General features: G+C 57.2%; 26 protein-coding genes. 9 read left to right on the top strand and 17 right to left on the bottom strand.

Annotation, left to right across the window (positions count from 1 at the left end):
- The first annotated feature begins 228 nt into the window (after positions 1-228).
- The 5 genes from ACID345_RS15185 to ACID345_RS15165 all read left to right on the top strand — a co-directional run bounded on the left by ACID345_RS15185 (position 229) and on the right by ACID345_RS15165 (position 5,188).
- Entirely contained in the window at positions 229-891 is a 663-nt protein-coding gene (locus ACID345_RS15185) for a glycine cleavage system protein H (RefSeq protein ID WP_011523747.1), read from the top strand.
- 36 nt (positions 892-927) lie between these two features.
- Positions 928-1,695, top strand: a complete 768-nt coding sequence (locus ACID345_RS15180; RefSeq protein ID WP_011523746.1) for a 4Fe-4S dicluster domain-containing protein — start codon at positions 928-930, stop codon at positions 1,693-1,695.
- Between the two features lie 2 nt (positions 1,696-1,697).
- Positions 1,698-2,882: an NrfD/PsrC family molybdoenzyme membrane anchor subunit gene (gene nrfD, locus ACID345_RS15175; RefSeq protein WP_011523745.1), complete on the top strand. Its 1,185-nt coding sequence runs from the start codon at positions 1,698-1,700 to the stop codon at positions 2,880-2,882.
- A gap of 108 nt (positions 2,883-2,990) precedes the next feature.
- Positions 2,991-4,205, top strand: coding sequence for a glutamate dehydrogenase (locus tag ACID345_RS15170; protein WP_011523744.1), 1,215 nt, complete (start codon positions 2,991-2,993; stop codon positions 4,203-4,205).
- A gap of 92 nt (positions 4,206-4,297) precedes the next feature.
- Positions 4,298-5,188, top strand: coding sequence for a universal stress protein (locus ACID345_RS15165; protein ID WP_011523743.1), 891 nt, complete (start codon positions 4,298-4,300; stop codon positions 5,186-5,188).
- 52 nt (positions 5,189-5,240) lie between these two features.
- Here ACID345_RS15165 and ACID345_RS15160 read toward each other — a convergent pair whose 3' ends face one another.
- Positions 5,241-6,899: a M20/M25/M40 family metallo-hydrolase gene (locus tag ACID345_RS15160; RefSeq protein WP_011523742.1), complete on the bottom strand. Its 1,659-nt coding sequence runs from the start codon at positions 6,897-6,899 to the stop codon at positions 5,241-5,243.
- A 264-nt stretch (positions 6,900-7,163) separates the two neighbouring features.
- Between ACID345_RS15160 and ACID345_RS15155 the strand changes: the two genes are divergently transcribed.
- Positions 7,164-8,024, top strand: coding sequence for a response regulator (locus tag ACID345_RS15155; protein WP_011523741.1), 861 nt, complete (start codon positions 7,164-7,166; stop codon positions 8,022-8,024).
- Positions 8,025-8,347: 323 nt separating this feature from the next.
- Here the strand turns inward: ACID345_RS15155 and fliS are convergent, their stop codons facing one another.
- From fliS to ACID345_RS15135, 3 genes are all read right to left on the bottom strand, one after another.
- Positions 8,348-8,812, bottom strand: coding sequence for a flagellar export chaperone FliS (gene fliS / locus ACID345_RS15145; protein ID WP_011523739.1), 465 nt, complete (start codon positions 8,810-8,812; stop codon positions 8,348-8,350).
- Between the two features lies 1 nt (position 8,813).
- The gene (gene fliD, locus ACID345_RS15140; RefSeq protein WP_011523738.1) at positions 8,814-10,154 is read right to left on the bottom strand and encodes a flagellar filament capping protein FliD; all 1,341 of its coding nucleotides are present in this window, start codon (positions 10,152-10,154) and stop codon (positions 8,814-8,816) included.
- A 117-nt stretch (positions 10,155-10,271) separates the two neighbouring features.
- A complete protein-coding gene (locus ACID345_RS15135) occupies positions 10,272-11,420 on the bottom strand; it encodes a flagellin (protein ID WP_011523737.1) in 1,149 nt (382 codons plus the stop codon).
- A 182-nt stretch (positions 11,421-11,602) separates the two neighbouring features.
- Between ACID345_RS15135 and ACID345_RS15130 the strand changes: the two genes are divergently transcribed.
- The 3 genes from ACID345_RS15130 to ACID345_RS15120 are packed head-to-tail and all read left to right on the top strand — an operon-like array spanning position 11,603 to position 13,398.
- Positions 11,603-11,827 carry a flagellar FlbD family protein gene (locus ACID345_RS15130; RefSeq protein ID WP_011523736.1) on the top strand — a complete coding sequence of 75 codons (225 nt, stop codon included), beginning with the start codon at positions 11,603-11,605 and terminating at the stop codon, positions 11,825-11,827.
- 18 nt (positions 11,828-11,845) lie between these two features.
- The gene (locus ACID345_RS15125) at positions 11,846-12,610 is read left to right on the top strand and encodes a flagellar motor protein (protein WP_041855757.1); all 765 of its coding nucleotides are present in this window, start codon (positions 11,846-11,848) and stop codon (positions 12,608-12,610) included.
- Entirely contained in the window at positions 12,607-13,398 is a 792-nt protein-coding gene (locus ACID345_RS15120) for a flagellar motor protein MotB (protein ID WP_011523734.1), read from the top strand. The genes ACID345_RS15125 and ACID345_RS15120 overlap by 4 nt, the downstream gene beginning before the upstream one ends.
- Here ACID345_RS15120 and flgL read toward each other — a convergent pair.
- From flgL to ACID345_RS15055, 13 genes are all read right to left on the bottom strand, one after another.
- Positions 13,386-14,273 carry a flagellar hook-associated protein FlgL gene (gene flgL / locus ACID345_RS15115; RefSeq protein WP_011523733.1) on the bottom strand — a complete coding sequence of 296 codons (888 nt, stop codon included), beginning with the start codon at positions 14,271-14,273 and terminating at the stop codon, positions 13,386-13,388. The two genes, ACID345_RS15120 and flgL, sit on opposite strands and share 13 nt — an antisense overlap.
- Entirely contained in the window at positions 14,270-15,646 is a 1,377-nt protein-coding gene (flgK, locus tag ACID345_RS15110) for a flagellar hook-associated protein FlgK (RefSeq protein ID WP_011523732.1), read from the bottom strand. The genes flgL and flgK overlap by 4 nt, the downstream gene beginning before the upstream one ends.
- A 6-nt stretch (positions 15,647-15,652) precedes the next feature.
- A complete protein-coding gene (locus ACID345_RS15105; RefSeq protein ID WP_011523731.1) occupies positions 15,653-15,973 on the bottom strand; it encodes a hypothetical protein in 321 nt (106 codons plus the stop codon).
- Positions 15,970-16,284 (bottom strand): flagellar biosynthesis anti-sigma factor FlgM, encoded by a 315-nt coding sequence (flgM, locus tag ACID345_RS15100; protein ID WP_041855754.1) that lies wholly within the window; start codon positions 16,282-16,284, stop codon positions 15,970-15,972. Before flgM ends, ACID345_RS15105 begins: the two co-directional genes overlap by 4 nt.
- Positions 16,285-16,381: 97 nt before the next feature.
- On the bottom strand, positions 16,382-16,678 hold the full coding sequence (locus ACID345_RS15095; RefSeq protein WP_011523729.1) for a hypothetical protein: 297 nt from the start codon (positions 16,676-16,678) through the stop codon (positions 16,382-16,384).
- Positions 16,678-17,784, bottom strand: coding sequence for a flagellar basal body P-ring protein FlgI (locus ACID345_RS15090; RefSeq protein WP_148210130.1), 1,107 nt, complete (start codon positions 17,782-17,784; stop codon positions 16,678-16,680). The genes ACID345_RS15095 and ACID345_RS15090 overlap by 1 nt, the downstream gene beginning before the upstream one ends.
- 1 nt (position 17,785) lies before the next feature.
- The gene (locus ACID345_RS15085; RefSeq protein ID WP_187148834.1) at positions 17,786-18,502 is read right to left on the bottom strand and encodes a flagellar basal body L-ring protein FlgH; all 717 of its coding nucleotides are present in this window, start codon (positions 18,500-18,502) and stop codon (positions 17,786-17,788) included.
- 19 nt (positions 18,503-18,521) lie between these two features.
- The gene (locus ACID345_RS15080) at positions 18,522-19,064 is read right to left on the bottom strand and encodes a flagella basal body P-ring formation protein FlgA (protein WP_011523726.1); all 543 of its coding nucleotides are present in this window, start codon (positions 19,062-19,064) and stop codon (positions 18,522-18,524) included.
- A gap of 12 nt (positions 19,065-19,076) precedes the next feature.
- Positions 19,077-19,868: a flagellar basal-body rod protein FlgG gene (gene flgG / locus ACID345_RS15075; protein WP_011523725.1), complete on the bottom strand. Its 792-nt coding sequence runs from the start codon at positions 19,866-19,868 to the stop codon at positions 19,077-19,079.
- A gap of 10 nt (positions 19,869-19,878) precedes the next feature.
- Entirely contained in the window at positions 19,879-20,613 is a 735-nt protein-coding gene (flgF, locus tag ACID345_RS15070) for a flagellar basal-body rod protein FlgF (RefSeq protein ID WP_011523724.1), read from the bottom strand.
- Between the two features lie 69 nt (positions 20,614-20,682).
- Positions 20,683-21,237 carry a chemotaxis protein CheX gene (locus ACID345_RS25650; protein WP_011523723.1) on the bottom strand — a complete coding sequence of 185 codons (555 nt, stop codon included), beginning with the start codon at positions 21,235-21,237 and terminating at the stop codon, positions 20,683-20,685.
- A gap of 14 nt (positions 21,238-21,251) precedes the next feature.
- Positions 21,252-21,650 (bottom strand): response regulator, encoded by a 399-nt coding sequence (locus ACID345_RS15060; protein ID WP_228370655.1) that lies wholly within the window; start codon positions 21,648-21,650, stop codon positions 21,252-21,254.
- 42 nt (positions 21,651-21,692) lie between these two features.
- Positions 21,693-22,610, bottom strand: a complete 918-nt coding sequence (locus ACID345_RS15055) for a LysR family transcriptional regulator (RefSeq protein ID WP_011523721.1) — start codon at positions 22,608-22,610, stop codon at positions 21,693-21,695.
- Positions 22,611-22,733 lie beyond the last annotated feature (123 nt).

Raw genomic sequence — 22,733 nt, 5'->3', positions numbered from 1 at the left:
CAAAATGCAGCGACCCTACCTCTGCAAAATGCAGCACCTCAGCGAAATGCATGAGCCCGAACTGGGAACACTCCGTTGCTAAAACACGCATCTGCCTTGTTATCAATGAATTCAGGAAATCATGAACATGGCAATGTGACTGCATAGAAGAAGGGTGAGCGGTCCAGGGCCTGCATGGAGTTCGGTTCGAACCGCCCAACTGGAGTGAACTTAGCCAGGGAGGGCGTCATGTCAATCCTATTCGTACTTCTTACTTTCCTACTGATTATTACCGTTACGTACTTCCGTCGTCCTACCGAAGAAATGCAGATGCAACCGGAAGCGCCGCGTCCGCGGACGGCTCCGGTCATGGCAAAGCTTGCCGGCTTCGAAATTCCTACCGGCTATTCCTTCCATCCCGGCCACACTTGGGTGGCCGATGAAGGCCACCAGAACGCTCGAGTGGGCATGGATTCGTTTGCCGCGCAGTTGTTCGGCAAGATTGACCGCATCGAGACTGTCGAATTGAACCGCTGGGTGCGCCAGGGCCAGAAGTTGTGGACGGTCACGCACAACGGGACTTCCGTTGACATGCTCTCGCCGATCGAGGGCGTCGTGGTTTCGCTAAACCACCAGGTCATCAAGAACCCTTCATCCGTGGGTAGCGATCCTTATAAAGACGGCTGGGTGTGCGTCGTGAAATCGCCCGACATGCACACGAACATGAAGAACCTCATCCAAGGGCCACTCGTTGCGCCGTGGATGCAGAACACCCTGAACCGGCTCGGCGCGCTCGCAAGCCAGTACACCCCGGCAATGGCCCAAGACGGCGGCATGCCCGTGAGCGGACTGCTGTCGCAAATGGATCCCGCAACCCAGGAACGGATTGTTCGCGAATTCTTTCTTACATAGAACACCGTTATTCCGGGCCGAAGAGAGGAGAAGAAAATGGAGAAGCAATTTGCACTTTTGATCGATGTGAAGTCTTGCATCGGGTGCCAGGCGTGCGAGCAGGCTTGCCAGACTGTGCACAACTTTCCGGTACAACACGAGGCCGATCTGTCGTACACCGCGTTGACAGTGGTGCAGGAGAAGGGTGGACGCAACGTCCGCAAACTGTGTATGCACTGCCAGGATCCGACGTGCGCCAGCGCTTGTCCGGTCGGCGCCTTGCAGAAGAATTCATTTGGTCCGGTTACCTATGACGCGGACAAATGCATTGGCTGCCGGTACTGCATGGTGGCGTGTCCATATTCCGTACCGCGGTATGAATGGACGAAGCTCGCGCCTTTCGTGAAAAAGTGCGATATGTGCGCCGAACGCGTAAAGCAAGGCAAACAGACCGCCTGCGCGGAAGCTTGTCCCGCGAGCGCGACGGTGTTTGGCACTCGGACAGAAATGCTCGCCGAAGCCTGGAAGCGCCTGCGGGACGACCCAAGCTACGTACAGCGAATCTACGGAACGGAAGAGTTGGGAGGCACGTCGGTGTTTTATATCTCCGATGTCGAGTTCGAGAAGCTAGGCTTCAAACCGACTTCGCAGGACCGCGTCCCACTCCGCACGCTTACCGCAACCGCGATGGGCGACGCGCCGATGGTGGTAACAGTTGGTGGTTCGATCCTTGCTGGCCTGTACTGGGTGACGCAGCGTCGCAAAGAAGTGGCGCTTTCTGAAGCACTCGAACGCGATCAGAAGAACGATAAGGGAGGTCGCTAGCCATGATGACCGAAAAGCTTCCAAGGATTTCCATTTGGCGCGTTCTCACGCTGTTAATCTTCATCGCCGGAGCATATGCCACGTATCTGCGGTTTGCCGCAGGACTGCACGGAAGTTCGAACCTCTCTGATGGAATGCCCTGGGGAATGTGGGTAGGCTTCGGGACCCTTTGCGGCGTCGGCCTCTCTGCGGGAGCTTTCGCGCTCTCAGGTGCGGTGTACGTGCTCGGCATGGAGCGCTATCGGCCCATCGTTCGCACGGCTGTGTTGCTTGGGTTCCTCGGTTATTGCAGTGTGTGTGTGGGCTACTTCTACGAACTCGGACTTCCGTGGCGGTGCTGGCACATCCTCATCTATTGGAACCACAATTCAATGTTGTTTGACGTTGCGCTGTGCGTGGCGACTTATACGACGGTGCTCACTCTGGAATTCTGTCCCGCACTGATCGAGAAGATCCCCTGGCGGAAGACGCGCGAACTGGTGCTGCATTGGCATCACCGGGTAACGGTCGGGGTGGTGATGGCTGGCGTGTTGCTTTCCTCGATGCACCAGTCCTTCCTCGGTGGACTCTTCCTCATCGCTCCGGGCAAGTTGTATCCGCTCTGGTACACGCACAACATCCACGCTCTGTTCTTTCTGTCGGCAATTGCCGGCGGCCTGGCGATGACCGTAATCGCGCTGCATCTCAGCATGCGATCGCTCGATGCACGCATTGACTATTCCATCCTGCGCGAACTGGGCCGAGTTATTTCGCTGCTGCTCCTTGTTTACGTGATCTTCCGCGGACTGGACCTGATTCACACCGGCGGCGCACGTTACTTGTTCCTCCCGGTGCGTGAGACCGCGTTCTTCTGGTTGGAAGTTTCGTTGTTGGCGATCATTCCGTTGATCCTGCTGCAATTCAACAAAATCGTGAATACGCCGATGTATCTGTATTGGACGTGCTGCATGGTTGTAGCGGGTTTTGTCGTGAACCGGTTGAACGTTTGCATTACCGCGTTCGAACGCTCGATGAACACCCTTTACACCCCGAAGTGGTCGGAGCTTGCGACCACGTTACTGATGATTGCGGGATGCGTAGTGGCGTTCCGTTACGCGGTGCTCTATCTCGATATCATGCCGCGGATCAAGCGGGTGATGAAGCCGGAGCGTTGGCTGTCTGACAACGGCGCCGTCGCGAGAGCGTAGCTCAAGGTTTCGCCCGGAGGTGATGAGAGAGGGCCTGCATGGGCCGAACCTGGTTGCATTGATCCAGCCCCTCCTCAGATTCCCCGGGCGAATTAGCGTGAGAACAAAATGAGTACAGCAGAAACGTTCTTGATGTCCGAATCGGCTTCGTTTGAAGAATCGCTCGAGTGGGAACGCGCTGCGCAAGTCCTCGACGTGTCACCGGAACTCTTACGATCGTTGCGAACTCCGCAGATGGAGCTTGTGATGCGACGTCCGATGGTGACGTCGGCTGGTACGGAGATTGTTCCTATCTATGGCTGTAGCTACGGACCTGCTTCCAACTCCACGATTTTGTCGGTCAACTTGGGCACCGCGGGTTCACAGCGTTCTGCGGATGCGCAAGCACGGGATTTGCAAATGCGGGCGGCACTGGCGGGCCTCCAAGAAAGTGCCTCGGCGATAGCGGTGCGTATCCCTCCCGAAACGTATTCCGAGCGCGAGCTCTGGATGCTGGCGCGGGAGTGCAGCTCCGACCTTGGACGATACTTTCCGCGCGCTCGGCTCGTGGCGGCGGACCCGCCCTCAGCAGCGTTCGCCGCTTGGATGGTGCACGGGGAATTGAGCCCCGATCTCGAGTTTCCGCGGGTTCCTGCAACGGAATACTACGTGGCGAACAACAATCATGTCGCTCTCAGTGCTGTCACGTTGTGCGCGAGTGCTCTGAACGCATGCGGCAAAGCTTTGCGCGGCTCCAGAGTTGTAATCGTCGGTACGCAACCCCTGTCGCGGTGCGTAGTCGAAGCGTTCCTGCAGGAAGGCGCGGCGATCGTCGGTATCGCCGATGAATCCGGTGGATTACTCTTGCAAGCAAAAGACGAACTCGGTGATCTGTGGACCCACATCGAACGCAGCGGGCTGCTCGCCGAGTACCCCGGCGGGGAACACGTCGCTTACGCGGATGTTCTCTCGACCCCTGCCGATTTGTTAATTCTGGCTTCCGGCCGGACAGAAATTACGGAGGGGAATGCGGCGACGGTGCGCGCAACCGTCCTTGCGGAGTTGGTCGCACCGGGTCTGTCATCCGGCGCGGTGGATAGCCTCTCAGCCCACGGTGTTACGGTTCTCCCCGCGACTCTCCTTCATTCGCCGTGCCTACTGCCGCGCCTGTCCTGGAGCGCCCGATCGGCGTCCGACGATTGTGCCGACGTCCAAAACTACCTCGGTAGGTTGTGGAACGAGTTGGAAAATTTCAGTCGGCGTTTCAAAACACCACTGCATCGCTCCATGGTGCTCTTGGCATTACAACGACTTGCGGGTTGGTCCGCTTTGGCTAGACCCTAAATGGGCTTGCGATGTGATGGGGATCACTGCATCGTGGGCAGAAAAGAATAGGCTTTACTGTGCCGAAGCCCATCCGATGAAGGGGGTGGCCTATGCTGATCACCGAGCGCCCTGCACTGATCGCGATCCAGAACGTGCTGTTCGCGACCGACTTCTCCTCGACCTCCGAACGCGCTCTGCCGTTCGCGTTGGAGTTCGCAACCCGCTATAACGCGACGCTTTTTGTGGCGCACGCCGTGCCGCCAATGCCTGCCGTCGTACCTATAGAACCTGTACCGGATCAAACTGACGTTCTCCGCAAGGGCGCAGGCCAGGAAATGCAGAGATTCGTCGCGAAACAATCTTTGAAGGAAATCCCACACCAAGCGATTGTGATGGATGGCGAAGTCTGGGATGTAATCCGCCAGGTTGTCGCTGACAAACGCATCGACCTCGTAGTCCTTGGAACCCGTGGCCGCGGCGTCTTACACAAGCTGCTCGTCGGTTCAATCGCTGAGGAAATCTACCGCACTGTGAAGTGCCCAGTGCTCACCATCGGGCCGGAGGTCATTCCGCCATCGCTCCCACGGCAGAAGATGTGGCGGATTGTTTTCGCCACCGACTTTTCGACTGGATCGCTGCACGCCTTACCCTACGCGCTGATGTTTACGCAGGAACACCATTCGCAGACAACGTTCCTGCACGTGATAGCTCACTCGGCCAGCCTTCCGGCAGACTCTGCCGACCAGCTCGTTCATGAATCTGTAGCGCGCATGAAGGAGCTAATCCCCGAAGGCATGGAAGGAAGTCATCCGGACTTTAAAGTCGAATTCGGATCACCAGGACCAGACATCGTTCGGATTGCGACCGATCTCGAAGCCGACCTGCTGGTAATGGGTGTACATGCCGGACATCACGCCACCTCGCATTTGCCATGGAGTGTCGCGAGCTACGTTCTTTCGCATGCACGCTGTCCGGTGCTGACCGTCCGCGGCGGGGCATAATCTTCGAGCAACAAAGACGGTGGACCGCGGTCCGCCGTCTTTGTTGCTCACGCTACTTTTTCTTTGCAGGGGTCTTTGCCGGAGCCGCGGATGCGGGCGGGAGCACCGCATCCTTCGGTAGCGGCTTGCGCGGCATCATGTCGTCGCGCATTGCTGCGTTATAGATGAACGATGCGAGTACTACCGAAGCTTGCATCAGATCGTCACGTTGCAGGCGTTCGTACACATCCATATTCGAGTGGTGAGTGCGAGTCTCATACTCAATCGGGTCCTGGATGAACTGGAAACCCGGAATACCTACCGCATCGAACGAGAGGTGGTCCGTGCCGCCCGTGTTGCGATACGTGATCGTATCGGCGCCGAGATCATGGAATGGCTTTAGCCACTCGGTGAAGATCGGTGCAACGGCGGCGTTCTCCTGCAGGTAAATGCCGCGGACCTTACCGCTTCCATTGTCGATGTTGAAGTATGCCGAAACCTGCTTCTGCTCCGGCTTGAGGGTGAGTGGAGTTCCCGGCTTGCGCAGGAACGACGGCAGGTCTTTTTCCTTCGGATCAGTGCTCTCCGGTCGCGACCCAAAGTGTTGCTCGACATACGCGCGCGAGCCGAGCAATCCCTCTTCCTCGCCTGTCCATAGTGCGATACGGATAGTCCGCCGCGGCTTCACGCCAAGTGCCTGCAAAATGCGCACTGCTTCCATCGTCACCGCGCATCCGGCAGCATTGTCCGTGGCACCGGTGCCGGCATGCCAGGAATCGAGGTGCGCTCCGACCATTACCAGCTCATCTTTCTTGTCAGAGCCGGGGATTTCGGCGACGGTGTCGTAAGCCGTCGGGTCGTCTGTGTAGAACTTGTTCTGAACATTTACTTCAAGTTCGACATTTCCTCCGCGCTCCAGCAGTCGCGCGATGCGGCCGAAATGTTCCACCGCCATCGAGAGCGACGGCGCGACCTCCGGCTCACCTTCTTTATACGAACCGGCGCTCTGTACGAAAACGGTACCGCCATCGCCGCGGCTGGCGTCAATCACAGCGACAACATTCTCCTTGACGAAGAACTCGTCCGCCGCTTTCCGTAGCGCTAGACGATTCTTAAATTCCTCAGGACTGAATCGCGGCTTCTCGCTTGGGATCTCGTAATGGCCGATGTCGGCGAGTTTCTTCTCGTCATAACGGCTCATGGCGGCTTCCGCTTGCGGCTTCACTTCCGGCATATCGCCATAGAGAACGATTTTGCCGGAGAGCTTGCCGCGATACTTTTCGAAGTCGGCAGGTGACTTCGCGACTACGCGCACGGCCGGCGCCTTAATCGCGCCACTCGTTCCCGGCGTCCAGGCCTTCGGGTAGGCAATAAGTTCCATGAAGTCGGGCGAGACCATTCGGACCGACGTGAATTCGTTCTGCCACCCGCGCCCGAACTTGTAGCCCTCAAGGTGAGCGTTTTGCAACCCCCACTTGGTGAATTGATCCCGGGTCCATTCGTTCGCTTTCTTGACATTCGGCGACCCACTTAGCCGTTCGCCGATACCGTCGACGATTGCGCTGGCGGTTTGCATGACTTGCGAGTTCCGGAATCCTTCCTGCCGAATCTGCGTGACCATGCCCAGGTCCACGGTCTCGCCGCGCTGTTGAGCGTATGCAGAGCAGGAAAACAATGCGAGAAACACAAATAGGGAGATGCGATAGGGGACACGAGGTACGTGTGAATGCAAGGCTGCCCTCCAGTGAGTTAAAGAAAACCCTGAATGATACCTGATACGCGGCAAATTCCCATGTCACGTCTCGTAAACGAACGGTCCGGATGCCGGAACCTATATAGGAACCGAAACGAAATTCGCAACAAAATTGGGAACTCCTCGGGAAGACTTCACTCGGTCGTCCGGCGTCGAATTGTTGAGAACACGAGGAAACTTCGAAATCGACGATTGGCAACTGTCGTGCTTCTTGAATTGCGTACGAGGAGGCGGAGAATTCAGATGAACGACAGAACCGAAATTTATAAGGGTGAAGAACTGCTGAATTGCGTGAAACGATCCCTCCCGGGATGCACGTTTGAAGAGAAACTCCCGGACTATGTTCCGCCGGTCATACTGCACACGGGAGCATTGAAGTGGTTGTCGGTCGCTGTGGAACTGTTGGCAGAAATCGGCTCCAGCGCCGAGTGTCATCGGCTTCATGTGCATTACGCAGACGATCGCGATCGAAGTGACTGTCGCCTGGTGATCAGCATGGAAACGTCCGTATCCGCCAATCGTCGACCGCTCGCGGTAGACCACACTTGGGCCGACAGGATGGGTCAGGCAGAGCACGAACTCATCGCGCACTCCGTTGCCCTGAAGTACTTCTTTGAGCAAGATGCGCTTTATTGCAATTTTGAATTTCCAGTGTTTGGCCGAAACGCGACGAAGCTCCGGCACCGGAACAGCATTCTGTTGGTCGAGGACGACAACTTCGTACGCAATTCCACCCGTGAAATCCTCGAAGGGGAAGGCTATCGCGTCCTGACTGCCGAGCGTGCTGAATCAGGATTGGATCAATTCAGCCGGGCCTCGAAGGAAGTAGGTTTGGTGATCACCGACTTGACCATGCCTGGCCCGGACGGCTTTACCTTGGCAAAGGCAATTCGGCTCCAAGACAAGCGCGTGCCGATTCTCTTCATTTCAGGATTTGGCGCCGTTGTTCCTGAGGATCCCGCCATGCAAACGTACTTCCTGGCAAAGCCGTACAGCGCTCGCTTATTGATGGCGGCAATCGGCCGTTGTTTCCGCGGATATCACGAATTGAACCTGCTGCATGCGTTTGAGCAGGAGCCACATGTGCCTACTGTGTGGCTCTGAACTGTGTGTGCCAATCTCGAACCGAAGTGAGACGTTCGTTTTCCTCCGCGAGACTGCTACTTTCGGCACGGAGCGCAAGTTCGCTTTCGGAGAGCCGCTTCCGCAAGCGCTCTAGGCTTGCTCGATACGATTCGCGGATGGGACGCAGATCCGAACTGGCTGAACTTGCGGTATAAGCCCGAATGCTGCGGGCTTGCTCGATCCGGTAGGAGAGTTCGCGCAGCTTTTGGGCGGTCAGGTTTCTTGGCGAGCCTTGCGTTTCCTGTAGGAAGACCTCGATGGCTTCGATTGCTGCGTGCACGGCCTCTTCAACGCTCATCACCTTAAGCGCTCCAATGGGCTGCTACGGTCGTCTCAACGTCAACCAGTGGACCGGGAATGATCGGCGCCGTATCACTCGACCCGACTTCCGTTGCAAGTTGGTCGCGTCTTACCTGTTGCCATGCTTCTCGGATGGATGCGACCAGCGTGATCTGCTGCTCGAAAATCTCCGACGACGCTTTGATCTGGCCCTCCAGCAATTTGGCGCGTATGAAGTTGTAGAAACGGTCGAGGTTCTCGGCGACCACGCCACCACGCTCGAAGTCCAAGGTACCTTGTAACTCCTGGAGCACGAGCAAACAGTGCCGAACTGCATTAGAGCGCTTTTCGACGTCGCCTGCCGACACGGAGACGACAGCTTCGTGCAGGTCCTTGAGCAACATGTCATACAGCACCACAACCAGTCCTAGTGGATCGGTCGCTAGCGCTTCGTTTTCTCGATAGGCAAGATCTGGGTTGTCGGTCATCTCATTTACTCGTTGAAGAGATGCTGGTGGAATCCAGCATCTGCGAAATCTGGTTTTGCAAAGAGGGGAGCTCCTGCAGGGCAGCGTTGATCTGCGAGTACTGCAAAAGCAGCGTCTGCTGCTGCGAAGCGAGCCGAGTTTCGAAATCTGAGATTTCGTTAGTCAGGTCCTGGTTCGTCTGTCGCAGGGTCTGCAAATCGAGCGAAATCGGGCCAACGGTCGGGCTTTCGAGCATCTGCGCCGCACTGCTCAGCGTTGTTCCGAAGCTGTTTTCTCCCTGGAAGAATGAAGTCAAGTTAGAAAAATGGTTCGCAAGGGCATCGTTCAATGTCGTGCTGTCGACCGAGAGCGTTCCATCGTCTTCCATGTCAATCCCGATCGAACGCAACGTGCCGTAGTCGCCGTTGCCGTCCATAGAGAACGGGGCCAAGTGGAGCAGGGAATCTTGCAGCAGGCGCAGGGAACTGTCGCCGGAAAGTGCTCCCGCTCTGTTCGTTGTGGAGTTGTAGGAAAACTGCGTATTGACTGACTTCACAAGTGCGTTGTACGAATCGACCCAATCACCAATGGCTTGCGCCACCTGGGTTGCGTCCTGCGAGACCGAGAGCGTGACCTGCTTGTCCGGATTCGCGGTGGCGAGATTAAGCGTCACCCCGGAAATCGCACCATCCACTGTATTGCTGGCTGACTCGTACGGGACCCCATCTACGTCAACGATTGCATTCTGTCCCTTCGTCACATTGAAGCTAAGTTGCGATGTTCCACCACTAATGCTCAACGCTCCCGCAGAGCCCGACGTGTTGCTTACGATGGTCAACCGAGATCCCGCCGCATCAGTCTGGACTGCCGCCGTGACTCCCATACCGAGCTTGTTAATAGCGTCAGCAACATCGGAGAGTGTGGAATTGTCGTCGCCCAAGGTCACCGTCTTGGTCGTGGAGCCGACCGTCAGATCGAAACAGCCTGAGTCGAGCGAATCTCCGGAGGCGATTGCCGTCGAGTATGCAGAGCCGGTTGTCGCGAGTTGTTCCACGGCAAGCACATGCTTGCCGGTGGTGGCGTAGGAGTCCGCAGTCGCGACCAGGGCTCCAGTGTCGGAGGAACTTGCGATCTTGGCCCCGAGTACCCCATTGAAGTCTGTAAGGTTTGTTGAGGCTGTGTAAAAGGTCCCAATCTCACTTTGGATCGCAGTCAACGCGGAAGTTTGGTTCTGGACTAGGGTCTGTTGGCTCTTCCACTGGTCTTCTTGGGTACGTTGTGCGTTCAGGATCTGGTTGACCATGCTCTGAACGTCAAAGCCCTTCCCACTGTAAAGCGAGGTGGTATCGAGCGTGATCGTCATCGCGTATGTCTCCGTAGAGCGGTTACAAGCAGGTTTGAGGCCACGGTTTCTAATGTTTCTTGAGAGTCAGATTTCTCCGGAGCAGGAGAGATCCTGCTCCGGAGAACCACATCACTCTTACTGCAACAGCTTCAAGACGGACTGCTGCATCTGGTTCGCCTGGGCCAGGGCCGAAATGCCGGTCGAGGTCAGGATGTTGTACTTCGTGAGGTTCGCAACCGACTGACCCACATCCGCCGAGCGCACGCCATCCTCTGCGGTCGTCAGGTTCTGGGTCTGGTTGTTGATGACGTTGGTCGCGGCCTGGAGACGATTGATGCCCGCGCCGATGCTGCCGCGTAGTGCCGCCACCGACGAAATCGCTGCGTTGATGTCAGTCAACGCTGCCTTCGCGCCCGCTGCGGTTGAAAGGCTGTCACTGGTGAGACTCGTACCGTTCAGGTTGCTCGAACTGAAGGCGCTCAGAGTCACGTCGATATGGCTTGCTCCCGAGCTCGTACCGTCGCCCAGGTACACGGAGAAGACGTTCGAGCCCGTGCCGGCAGCATTCGTGAAGCCGCCAAACTCGGTAGCCGTCGAGCTGGAATCGATCGCGATATCGCCGCGGCCCTTCTGGTCAACCAGTTTGAGCTGGCCACTGCTCAAACTCGCCGTCACACCGAGGTTACTCGCGTTGACTTGATTGAGCAGGCTCTGCACTGTGTCGCCCGAGGTGTAGGAATACGTGAACGAGTTGCCGCCAGCAGTGATCTTCAGCGAGTCGCCCGTGGTCATAGTGTCGGTAAGCGCCTTGCCCGTGGTAGCGCCCATCAATACGTTCGGATCGTTCGAAGTGCCGGCCGCAAATACTGCTGTTCCGTTGAACGTGGTGTTCTGGCCAATGCGGTCGATTTCGGCCTTGATTGACGCGAACTCGGTTTGCAGTGCGGTACGCTGCGAGCCGCCGTCACCGTTAAGCGTTCCGTTGGCAGATTCGGTTGCCAGGGTCACCGCGCGGTTCAACAGGGTCGTCACTTGCGAAAGCGCACCATCGGCAACCTGGAGCTTGCCCACGCCGTCCGTGGCATTGCGTGCAGACTGTGTCAGCGCAGCGATGTTCGCATTGAGTCCGTCGGCAATCGAGAGGCCAGCCGCATCGTCCGCACCAGAATTGATGCGTTGCCCGGAGGAGAGCTGAATCAGTGTCTTTTGCAGGCTGCTGTTCGTTATGGACAACTGGTTCTGTGCCGCCAAGGACGGAATATTGTTCAGGATGCTGAGTGACATGGTCGTGCTCCTTTGCTCCAGCCCCGCCCATCGAGTGCGACGATCGTCGTCTTACGCTTGACGGTGCCGAATTGGTGTTCATATGAGACATCGGCGATGCCATTCATTTCTTTAGTAGAGATTCTCTGAAGCTAGCCGTCGCATAGCCGATTACTGAAACATGCCGCCTGGAGCACATACCGATGCTTGAACTAACGCGCCTGAACAATCATCCCATCGCGATCAACGTGGACCTCATTCAATGGATCGAACCGGCCCCAGATACAACCATCACGCTCATTACCGGTGAAAAACTTGTCGTTCGCGAAGCGTACAAAGACGTCCTCGAACGGGTGGTCGAGGTGCATTCGCCCGGACGACCTTTTCGCGCTCAATTCGCGGTGGCATCGTCCGCGAATCATGCTTGAGGCAACAGGAGACACGTGGTGGATAAGGGCACGTTCGGCGGGGTCCTCGCAGCTGTCGTAGGAATCGTTGCCGGGCTGTTGATCGAAGGTGGAAAAATTTCGCAGATCCTGCAGCCTACGGCCGCATTAATTGTCTTCGGCGGGACTCTCGGTGCGGTAATGGTCCAGTTTCCCTTTCACCAGTTCCTCGCCGCCGCGCGGGCGACGATCACGATTTTCCGGGTGTCCTCGAACCAGCGGGAAGAGATGCTCGACGAACTCGTCCGCTTTGCCTACAAAGCGCGGAAGCAGGGAATCGTCTCACTCGACTCAGACCTCGATACCATCAACGATTCATTCCTTAAGAGAGCTCTCATGCTGGCAGTGGATGGCACCGCTCCGGGCGAACTGCGCAAAATGATGGAATTGGAACTCGACCAGGAGGCCGAGAAAGATGAGCGAACCCCGCAGGTATTTGAAGCTGCCGGAGGCTATTCACCAACCATCGGCATTATTGGTGCCGTGCTCGGATTGATCCAGGTGATGCAACACCTGCAGAACATTGACGAGGTTGGACGTGGTATTGCCGTCGCCTTTGTGGCGACCATTTATGGTGTCGCGGCTGCAAATATCTTCTTCTTGCCGGCTGCCGGCAAGTTGCGAATCCGCGTACGAGAAGCGCAATTACAGAGGGAAATGGCGGTCGAAGGCGTGATCGCCTTGCTCGAAGGAATGAATCCCAGGATGTTGGAAACTCGGCTCTCCACTTACGTTGACCGTGGGCAGAAAGTTGAAGCGGCATGAAGGCCCGTCCCACTCGACAGCGTAGAACTCGTGCGAACAACGAGCGCTGGCTGGTTTCTTATGCTGATTTCATTACCCTCCTGTTTGCCTTCTTCGTAGTCCTCTATGCCTCCTCGCAAACTGACCAGAAACGCGCCGCAAAAATTTCCAGCGCAATCGAGCAAGCGTTCGAACAACTTGGATTGGGTACCTCCAACCCGCCAGGCAATACCAGTCGGGTCGCGCCGATCACTCCCGAGATTCGCGCTTCGAGTTCACTCGCCGATCGTTCTCACGAAACCCTCGACATCGGCAGCCAGCGCAGAGTCACAGCCGCTCAGGTGCAAACTCTACGCGGCGAACTGCAAGCCGCGATTCCAGAAGAGCTTACTCGAAGCGATGTCACCCTTCGCACCACTTCGGATGGTCTGGTGATCAGTCTGCAGGAAATCGGGTTCTTTGATAGCGGATCCGCGAAGCTACGGCCATCGTCTATCTCCGCCTTTGGCCGAATCGCGAGCATTTTGCGCGAGAAGCAGTGCACAGTTCGAGTTGAGGGGCACACTGATCCCATGCCGATCCACACGGCGCAATATGCTTCCAACTGGGAGCTTTCGACCGCGCGAGCGACCGGTATCGTGAAGCGACTGATCCAGGAGTACGGAATAAATCCGGGGGACCTGTCAGCCGGCGGGTATGCCGAATTTCATCCCGTCGGCCCAAACGATACCGCGGAGGGGCGGGCCCAGAACCGTCGAGTGGATCTGGTCATTCTTTCGATGCAGGGTTACAGGGATCAGCGCAAGTAGTCGAGCAGCGAGTTTTGCCCGATCCGTGCGGCCGCTGACAGCGCGGCGTTCCGCGCGGTTTCCGCCTGGGTCAACTCACTGATGGCCTGGGCCATATCCACGCCCGTCAGGCTGTTCTCCTCGGTCTGCAATTGCACCTTCGAGCTGGACTGGAAATTTGAATCGGCCTGAAGTCGTGAAATTGTCGAGCCGTAGGAGACCCTCTCTGACGAGAACTGATCGAACGCCGAGCGAAGCGTAGTCGTCGCGGTATCGATGCCGCTTCCGGACCGCAGCGCTGAAATCATCCCCTGCAACGCTCCAAAAACGCTCCCCGCTGGATTTAGAAACAGAGCATCTCCCGGCTTATTTGCGGCGACCATCGATCCATCTCCAATGGGAACTTGTTCTACCGTCGAGTCTCCCTGATAACGCACGCCGGAAACAGAGGTTGAATCGAGCACAAACGGAGTTGTCTTTGTGGAGGCTCCGCCAAACGCATAACTCCCGTTGAAGGTGGTATTTGCCAGCGCCAGAACCTGGTCTCGAATCTGGCTCACCTCATCGGCGATCGCACTTCGATTCGCATTGGAAAGCGTTCCACCTGTGCCCTCAAGTCCCAGGGTGATTGCACGATTCAGCGAGGTGGTCACGTTAGATAACGCAGAGTCGGCATTTTGCAGAGAAGCGCTGATGGAGCCAATGTTCTGTACGTAGCGGTCGCAATCACTTTGCGACGCCCGGTTGCGAATCAGAAGCGTCATTGCCGATGGATCATCCGAAGGCGCGCTCAAGCGGTTTCCGGTGGAGACTTCTCGAATCGCGTTGTTTTCGCCCTCTGTCAGGCGATTTAGAGTATCGAGAATGTTGGACCACTGATTAGGATTGACTCTCATTGTGTAACTCCCATCGCGATCACTGTCTGCATCATCTCGTCGACTACGCTCACAAGGTGGGCCGCGGCTTCAAATCCACGCTGGAACTGGAGCAGATTGGCAGTCTCTTCATCAAGCGAAACACCGCTCAAAGCCCCGCGCTGGTCCTGCAGTTGCTGGAGCAGGGAAGTGCTGGTATCGAGCCCTGCTTGGGCATCGGAAATGTCGCTGCCGACATTGAACACGATCTGCGAATAGGCATCGATCGGCGTCGCATTGCCTACAACAGCTTGGTTTTTGATCTGCAATAGCTCATTGGCGACGGTGTTGTCTCCCGCAGCCCCATTGCCGCTCATCGCGAGTTGTGCGGGGTCACTGATGGCAAGGCTGATCAGAGCAGCTGCATTCTTACCATCACTGGGCGGCGCAGAGAAAAGCAGGCCTCCCGGATTCCCATTGAGGTCGAAGCCGGTTTGGTGAACCGCGTTCATTGCCGTCGAGAGCCCGGCAGCAAGTTTATCCAGCTGCGATTGGATGCTAGGAACTTCTTCGTCGCGAACTCGAAGGACACCTCCGAGGCTGCCTTTCTGCAACAGCGCCGTAAGATCGATCTCGCCGGCCTGCACTCGCGAAAGGCCAGTGTCCGGATCTGCCGCCGTCGTAAGGCCGAAGCTCTTGTCGCCCACCACCAGCGCTACGCCGTTCGCGGTCGTCAGGCTGATACCGTCTTCGGTTTGGGTTACGGAGACATCCAGCAGATTGGAGAGTTCGGAAACCGATTGGTCGAGCTGATCGCTCAGTGTTCCCGGGTCCTGATGCAGCTTCTGCATCGCGGAAATGCGACCGTTAAGCGATGCGATCTGGACGGTGAGCCGATTGACCTCGTTTACCTGGTCCTTGACCTCCAGGTCGAGCCCTTGTTGCATGGAACTCAACGAACTTGCGTCAGTATGAAACGCGTTGACTAGAGTATTTGCAGAGGACAGGACACTCTGTCGCAGGGTAGTGCTATCCGGCTGCGTCGACAATTGCGAGATGCTGTTAAAGAATGCGCTGAGAGCACCGCCAATCCCTCCGCTCGCGTCACTGAACGCCACCTGCACTTGGTCCATCGAGGAGACGTAACTCTGCAGCGCGCTTTGGTTCTGCTGCTCTTCCGCGATCCTAAGATTTAGCACCCGGTTGCGTAAGCTTTGGTACCCCCTGAGTTCGACTCCATTGCCGTAGGTCGTTGAGCCGGACACAACTGGATCGACGGCCGAAAAAATCGGAATCTGGCGCGAGTACCCCGGAGTGTTGACATTGGCGATGTTGTTCGTCGTCGCCTGCATGGCTCCTTGTTCCGCCAGCATCGCCCGGGTTGCAATCGAAAGTGTTCCTGAGAGTGACGCCATAAAATCCTAGCCGTGCGGCAAGAGTGACACTTCGTAGGTTTCGCGAGTGGTTTGCAGAAGTCCCGACAGAGCAGCCACCGTCCGCTTTGTCTGGCGAAGCAGAATCTTCCGTGTTCTGGTGAGTTGCCGAAGGTTTGTCGCGTTCCTCGCGAGCAGTTCCGCAAAGTGGGAATACGAAGAGATCAGATTTGCCAGTCTGATCTCGTTCTCGGCGTGTTCGGCAAAGCTCGCGCCATCGAACCTGACGATCGCTAAGTTCGTTGCGCGGAGTTCCGCCAGGAAAGCATCCATCGTCGCTTCCGGTGGTCCCGCTTCCAGTCCGTTCACCGGCGGCCCTTGTAAATACGGTCCATCCCTGCGAGATCATCGCGCAACGCGTTGGCGATCTGTTCCGAAGAAACCTGGTAGCTCCCTTGTTGTACCTTCTGCCTGAGTTCGTCCACGCGTGCCTGGCGGGTTTCCGATACACCGTCCAAGCTCTGGTGCAAAGTCCCGGCCAGAACCGCAATTTGCGAAAGATGCGCGTCATCCTCTCCTATCCGGTTGTCCCGTTCACGACCGGGGTTCCGAACCGAATCGGCTGACGACTGCTGCACCGCATCCACCGCGTTCCAAACATTCCCAATATCTACCTTCATCGTGAACCTCGTGTCGTCACGCAATATGAGAGGCTTTTAACTCTCGTATCGCGCTCCCTTCTTCAGAGATATCGGCAAGGCGGCCGCGACCTTTACCTTATTTTTCCGAAATCGATCTCCGAATCATTGCAGCCAATCCAACTCCGCCCCGCGATGCCAAGGCCTTGCACAACGATTGCTCCGCCACGCCGCTCAGCGTGCTCGATCCTGGATCGCTCTCTGACCCATCTCGCATTGAAAATGTTTCACGCAGCTTCCCCAGCACCTGGTCGAGCAGAATCGCTTCGAACTCCGTGCTGGCCTTCGCTATATCCTGCGTCGGTCGTTTAGGGAGACTCCTATTCACCAGCGATGCCGGATCCATAGACTGGCTCCCCACCGTAATCCCCGTCATCAGAGAACCTCCACCTCGGCCTGGAGCGCACCGGCCGCTTTCATTGCTTGCAAGATTGAGACCACATCACGCGCGGTAGCACCAATTTTCTGCAATCCCTCGACCAGTTGCGCTACCGTCGCACCTTCTTTCAACTCCAGCAACTTCACCGGCGCTTCGCGCGCCTCAAGGTTCGTCTCTGTACCGCGAACTGTGCTGCCATTGGACAACGGTGCGGGCTGTGAAACCGCCATCGAGCTGGTGATCTCGACCGAAAGGTTCCCGTGTAGCACCGCCACCGCGCTAAGCTGAACCTTGGCTCCCATCACAATGGTTCCCGTACGCTCGTTCACAATGATTCTCGATCGCTCCCGCAGCGGAATCTCAAGGGACTGGATCTTCGCGAGCAGTTCCGGTACCGATGTTTCCGGACGTACCCCTACAACCACGCGGCGCGCATCTACTGCTCTCGCTACAGGACTCGCAAGCGATCGATTCACCTCCGCCGCGATGCTCGTCGCCGTCGCGAATTCCGGATCGCGTAGCAGAAGAGAAACAGAACTCAGCTTCTCCAGTCCCACCGAGAGGTCTTTCTCAATCACTCCACCTTCGGGAATTCTTCCCACTGTGGGATGATTGCTTTGTTTGGAGTTCCCATTCGATGAAGCCGAATAGCCGCCGATCGCCAACGCTCCTTGCGCTGCGGCGTACACTTGGCCGTCCGCGCCATAGAGCGGCGTCAACAGCAACATTCCGCCGTCGAGGCTCTTCGCATCTCCAATCGACGAGACGGTTACATCGATCCGGCCGCCATGTACCGCGAATGGCGGCAGGACCGCGGTCACCATCACCGACGCCACGTTGTTCACTCGCATCGAGCCCGATGGCACCTGCACCCCCATGCGTTGCAAGATCCCACTGAGGGTCTGCGTAGTGAAGAAGGTCTGGGTGCGGTCCCCTGTCCCGTTCAGACCGACCACCATCCCATATCCGATCAGAGGATTTTCCCGAACTCCTTCGATCGTCGTGATGTCCCGGATTGTTACCATCCGCGGCGCTTCTTGAGCGCCTATCATCGCGGGAATCCCGAGCCGCAGCAGGAGCAGAACGAGCGCAAGCAGTCTCATTTCAGAACCCCAATACCTTCCAGAGCCAGCGGATCCCGAGGTTGTTCGGACGCGTACCGTCGCTGACCACGCCTTTACCTTTCATCTCGATCTCGAGGTTTGCCAACGCGGCGGAACTGACCACGTTCGAAGGAGAGATATCCCCCGGACGAACCACTCCGCGCAGGATCACCGTGCGCAACTCGTTGTTCATCTTTACCGAACGGCGCGCCTCCACCACCATGTTCCCGTTTGTCATGACCGCAACGACCTCTGCGGCCAGCGTGGTGCGCAAGGTGGACTGGCTGTTCGAGGCTCCCTTGCCTTTGAGCGAAGTGGAAGACGAAGCCGCGAACAGAGGGTTCACGCCCCCAGTGCTGACGTGGCCGCCCAGCGCGGTGATTGCACTGTTTCCCGCATAGTCTCGCTGCGAAGTCACGTCACCCGTCGCTTGCGCGAGGGTGGACTCGGAAACCGCAATCGTCACGATGTCATGCACTCGTCGCGCTTTCAAATCGTTCGCGATCATGAACAGAGGGGATTCGTCCGTCCACAAACTTCCTGTAGTTTTTGCCGGAAGCGCTCCGGTTTCCTGCGCTGGCAAGGTTGCCATGTAGCGCTGAAGGGGATTCTTATCCTTTTCGCGTTTTTCGGCGTGTGCCTGCGATACTACGGCCCCGAGAATCAGCAACCAGAGCGCGAAGGCGAATGGGACTCCTGCGTATTTGATTTTCCTCATCGACATCGTCATCCCCATTTCAGTAGTCAGCCGTTACGGTATGTGCGTCCACCACAACCGAATTGATGGAGCGCGAGCTTCTGTACTCACGCACGTGGATAGACTCGCCAACCCTTCCCGCGGAGAGGCTCACCACTGTGGTTGTCAGTCGAACTCCATTTCCCTGGCGAATCAGCGTCAGGCGATTGCCGGCGTGGACCACCGGTGCGGGCCTGGGTTGATGGGTGAGCGAACGCGACGGGTTTCCAATGTTCTGTGGTCTCGGGTGGCCGCGAAAGACCACAAGGAAAGGCACGCACGCAAAGTTGGCGCACTCGATCCGCAACACTCCGGCACCGCCGGAATTTCTTTCGATATTCCAGTTCAGGATGGGCTCGGATTCCCGTGAGAGCGGAGTCGACAACAACTCCACATCATGACAATCGGCGTTGCCAACTTGAATTGCCGCGCAGACTCGGCTCTTAGGAATTTCGTACAGTCCGTCGTTGGCTGTAGTGGCCAGCCCGAGTCGGGAGGAGAGAATCGCGATAACGCAGAACAAAAACACTTTCAAGGGGCCCATGATGTCGTCGTCTCAACGTGCCATGGTGTTGAGGTTTTGCAGCATCTCATTCGCTGCCGTTACAACTTTCGAGTTCGCTTCATAAGAGCGTTGCGCCAATATCATTTGGATAAATTCATCCACCACGCTTACGTTGGCCTGCTCCAGCACGCCCTGTTGCAACGTCCCGGCGCCCTCCGCGCCGCCCGGCGTGCCGATCGTCGGATCGCCCGACGCCGTGGTCGCCAGGAAGAGATTTTTCCCGATGCTGTTCAGCCCCCCGGGATTTGCGAAGGACGCGACCTGAATACTGCCGACCTGCTGCGCCTGGGTCTGGCCCGGTTGCGTTACCGTCACCGTGCCGTCGGCGCCTATGCTGATGGTCTGTGCGTCAGCGGGAATCGTGAGCGACGGCTGCAATTGATTTCCGTCCGAGGTCACCACGTTGCCCTGCGCATCGAGATGAAATTGTCCGGAACGGGTGTAACCCGTGGTGCCGTCCGGCAACAGCACCTGGAAGAACCCCTGTCCTTGTATTGCAATATCCAGCGGATTGCCGGTGGACTCGAACTCGCCTTGGGTCTGCAGTGTCTCCGAAGCAGTTGGCCGCGTGCCTAATCCAACCTGTAACCCGCTCGCGACCGTGGTTTGCTGGGTTGCTGCCGATCCCGGAACCACCATGTTCTGGTACATCAAATCCTGAAATTGCAACCGGCGTGCCCGGAAGCCCGCGGTGCTAGCATTCGACAAGTTGTTCGCGATATTGTCCAGGTTCAGTTGCTGCGCCGTCATTCCCGTGGCTGCGGTATAAAGTGCGCGAAACATTTCTTCTCCCCTAGACCTTTGGCAGGTCCTCAACAGCGGTACGGTCGAACTCCGAGTGGAACGTCGTAAGTGCGCGTTGCAGCATCTCTGCCGTCCGCTGGAGTGTGACCAGCTGGATGGAACTCGCGATCGCGTTTACATTCGACGACTCGATCATCCCCTGACGCACACTAGTGTTAGCCGCCGGACTCTCCCTCCCTGCGGGCGCGGAATAGTACGAACCACTTTCAGCTTGGAGCTGTGTCGATGGCGCGAATTGCACAACCTTTAACTTGCCGGCAATGGCGCCATCCACCGAAAGCGTCCCGTCTGCGCTGATCGCCAATTCGCCGTTCGGTACCCGAACCGTTCCCAGCGAGCCTTGAACGGGATAGCCGTCGCTCGTCTCTAGCGCTCCAGCCGATGAAATCTGGAAGTTTCCGCGTCGCGTGTAGCGTGGGCCCGCAGGCGTCTGCACCACAAAAAAGCCATCGCCCTCCAGCCCTAGATCGAGCGGATTCCCAGTTTTTTCGAGATTGCCGGGCGTGCGCGAGAGTCGTGTCTCGCCCAATGTACCGAAGTTGTTCACTGCTGCGGACCAGCCGGTTAGGTTTGCACCCGCAGACTTCGCCAACACCGCGCGGAACGCTGATCGTTGCGATCGGTAGCCGGAAGTGTTTATGTTCGCTAAATCCTGCGCGGCCAGATCGAGTTGCTGCGACCTCGCTACCAGTCCCGCACACGCTACGTAGGAGCCGGTGTCCATGCCGGAGAGCAGTGCAGAAGAGCGGCCAATCAGATTAGGAAAGACTCATTGTGGGCAACAGCTCCCCGCCTATTGCTGGACCTCCAAGGCCACCCGCAACGGCGCGCTTTCGAACAGACACCGATACTCCAACCGACGTTTGCCCGACAACGCTCGCAGCCGGTAATTCGACCCCACCACGATCGTCGGGACTGACAGCATGCACTTCTCCCCGATTCCCGGAAGCTTCGACTTGAAATTTCCCGCGATCATGTTGCAGATCTCACCAATCGCATCGAACTGCTGATCTCCAGCCTCCGCCTCATCGATCCCCAACATCCGCGCCGCGATCTTGCGCGCGGCGCAGCTGTCACACGCAAAATTCAAAACGCCGCAGACCTCTCCGGCAATCCCAACCACCGCCGTCACCTCGGAGCACCCGCTGCTATTATGGGCATCGGTTCGGAACAGCATCTGCAGCACCGGCTCCTGCGTCGTCGCAACAAATTCGGGATCCGTTGAACTCGTGCTGTGGCTGTCTCCACCTTGCGATTCGATCTCGCATCCCAGCATCATGCCAAACACTTCTCGCGTGGATTCCTCCAACAGCACCGCCCAATCGGCAATAGTCACTACAGCTTGCATCTCGGCCCCCTGCACTACTTGTTCAAGATTGCGATGACGTGCTCTTTCACCTGGTCGGCGGTAAACGGCTTGCGAATATAGCCGCGAGCGCCCGAGGAAACCGCTTGTACCACCTGCGACTCGCTGCCTTCCGTCGTGATCATCACGACCGGCGCGTTCGCAGCCAGTCCCTCCGCCTTCAATCGGCGCACGAACTCCAGCCCGTCCATCACGGGCATATTGATATCGCTGAGAATTAAATCGACTGGGTTGGAACGAAGTAGGTTGAGGGCCTCGGCGCCGTTACCCGCCTCCATCACCTGCGACAATGCCACTCCGGCCTGCCGCAGGGACCGCTCCACGATTTTTCGCATCACCGAAGAGTCATCAATGATCAGCGCCCGGATCGCATCCATGTTTAACCGTCCTGCCATTGCTATCGGCAGGCAAGGGAGGCACTTTAGGTGTCTTCGGGATCATCGTTCCGGCTGGAAAAGGTAACGCCCGCCCTTCTGTTTGGCAAAGCTCTCGGCGACATCCAGAAACGCCCGCGATGCATGCGACAGCACCGAGTTCCGGCGATACGCAATTCGTACCTTGCGCTCGAACGCCAACTCCTTCACCCGCGCACTTGCCAGCTCTCCCCGCGCAATCTCATCCTCTACCGAGATCCCCGGCAGCAACGCCAGCCCGCGCTCCCGCGCCACAAACTTCTTGATCGCTTCCACCGTCGGCAGCTCGACATGCATGTGTAAGGGAACGTTCTTATGTTTGAACGTATCAATCACCTTCGCGCGATATGGCGATGGCACATTGTGCGCGACGAACACCTCGGCCCCCAGTTGATTGATATTGAGCATCCCAGCCGATGCCAGCGGATGCGAAGGGTGCATTACGAAAATCAGCTCGTCTCGGTAGATAACGACCGACTTCAGCTCAGGTTGATCAATTTTGTACGTCACCAGCCCGAGCTCGATGCTCCGGTTCAGCAACTCCTCCGGCACCAGACTCGCCATCGTCCGCTGCACCGCGATCGACACCATCGGGCACCGGTCCCGATATTTATCCAGCATTGGCAATAAATAAAGACACGTCACCTCGTTCGCCCCAATGCTTAGTCGGCCACGCTCTAACTGCCGTAGCTCCCCCACCGCCGAAAGCGCCTCAGTTCGCAGGTTGAGGAGCTTTTGTGCATACTCCTCCAACACTTTACCGGCGTCGGTGAGGATCCCTTCCCGCGACGATCGGTCGAACAATCCTTCGCCAATCTCCTCTTCCAGCTTCCGGATAGTCTGGCTAATCGCCGGCTGGGTGCGGTAGAGCTTTTTGGCGGCCTTCGAGAAACTGCCCTCTCGCGCCACCGTAAGGAAGGTTTCAAGCTGAAATAAGTCCACTTATGCTTCTCCCTCGTAACCGCTTGCAAAACTTATGGATAAGATATTCTAATGCAAATCATTAAAATTATAAACTTGAGTTATCAAGTGCCCCGTCGCTACTCTTTTCCTACGACCCGTCCG

Origin of the sequence: Candidatus Koribacter versatilis Ellin345 (assembly GCF_000014005.1) — a bacterium.
Taxonomy (GTDB): Bacteria; Acidobacteriota; Terriglobia; order Terriglobales; family Acidobacteriaceae; genus Korobacter; species Korobacter versatilis_A.
Note: the sequence above shows the minus strand (reverse complement) of the source record. Positions and strands in the feature narration are given on the sequence as shown.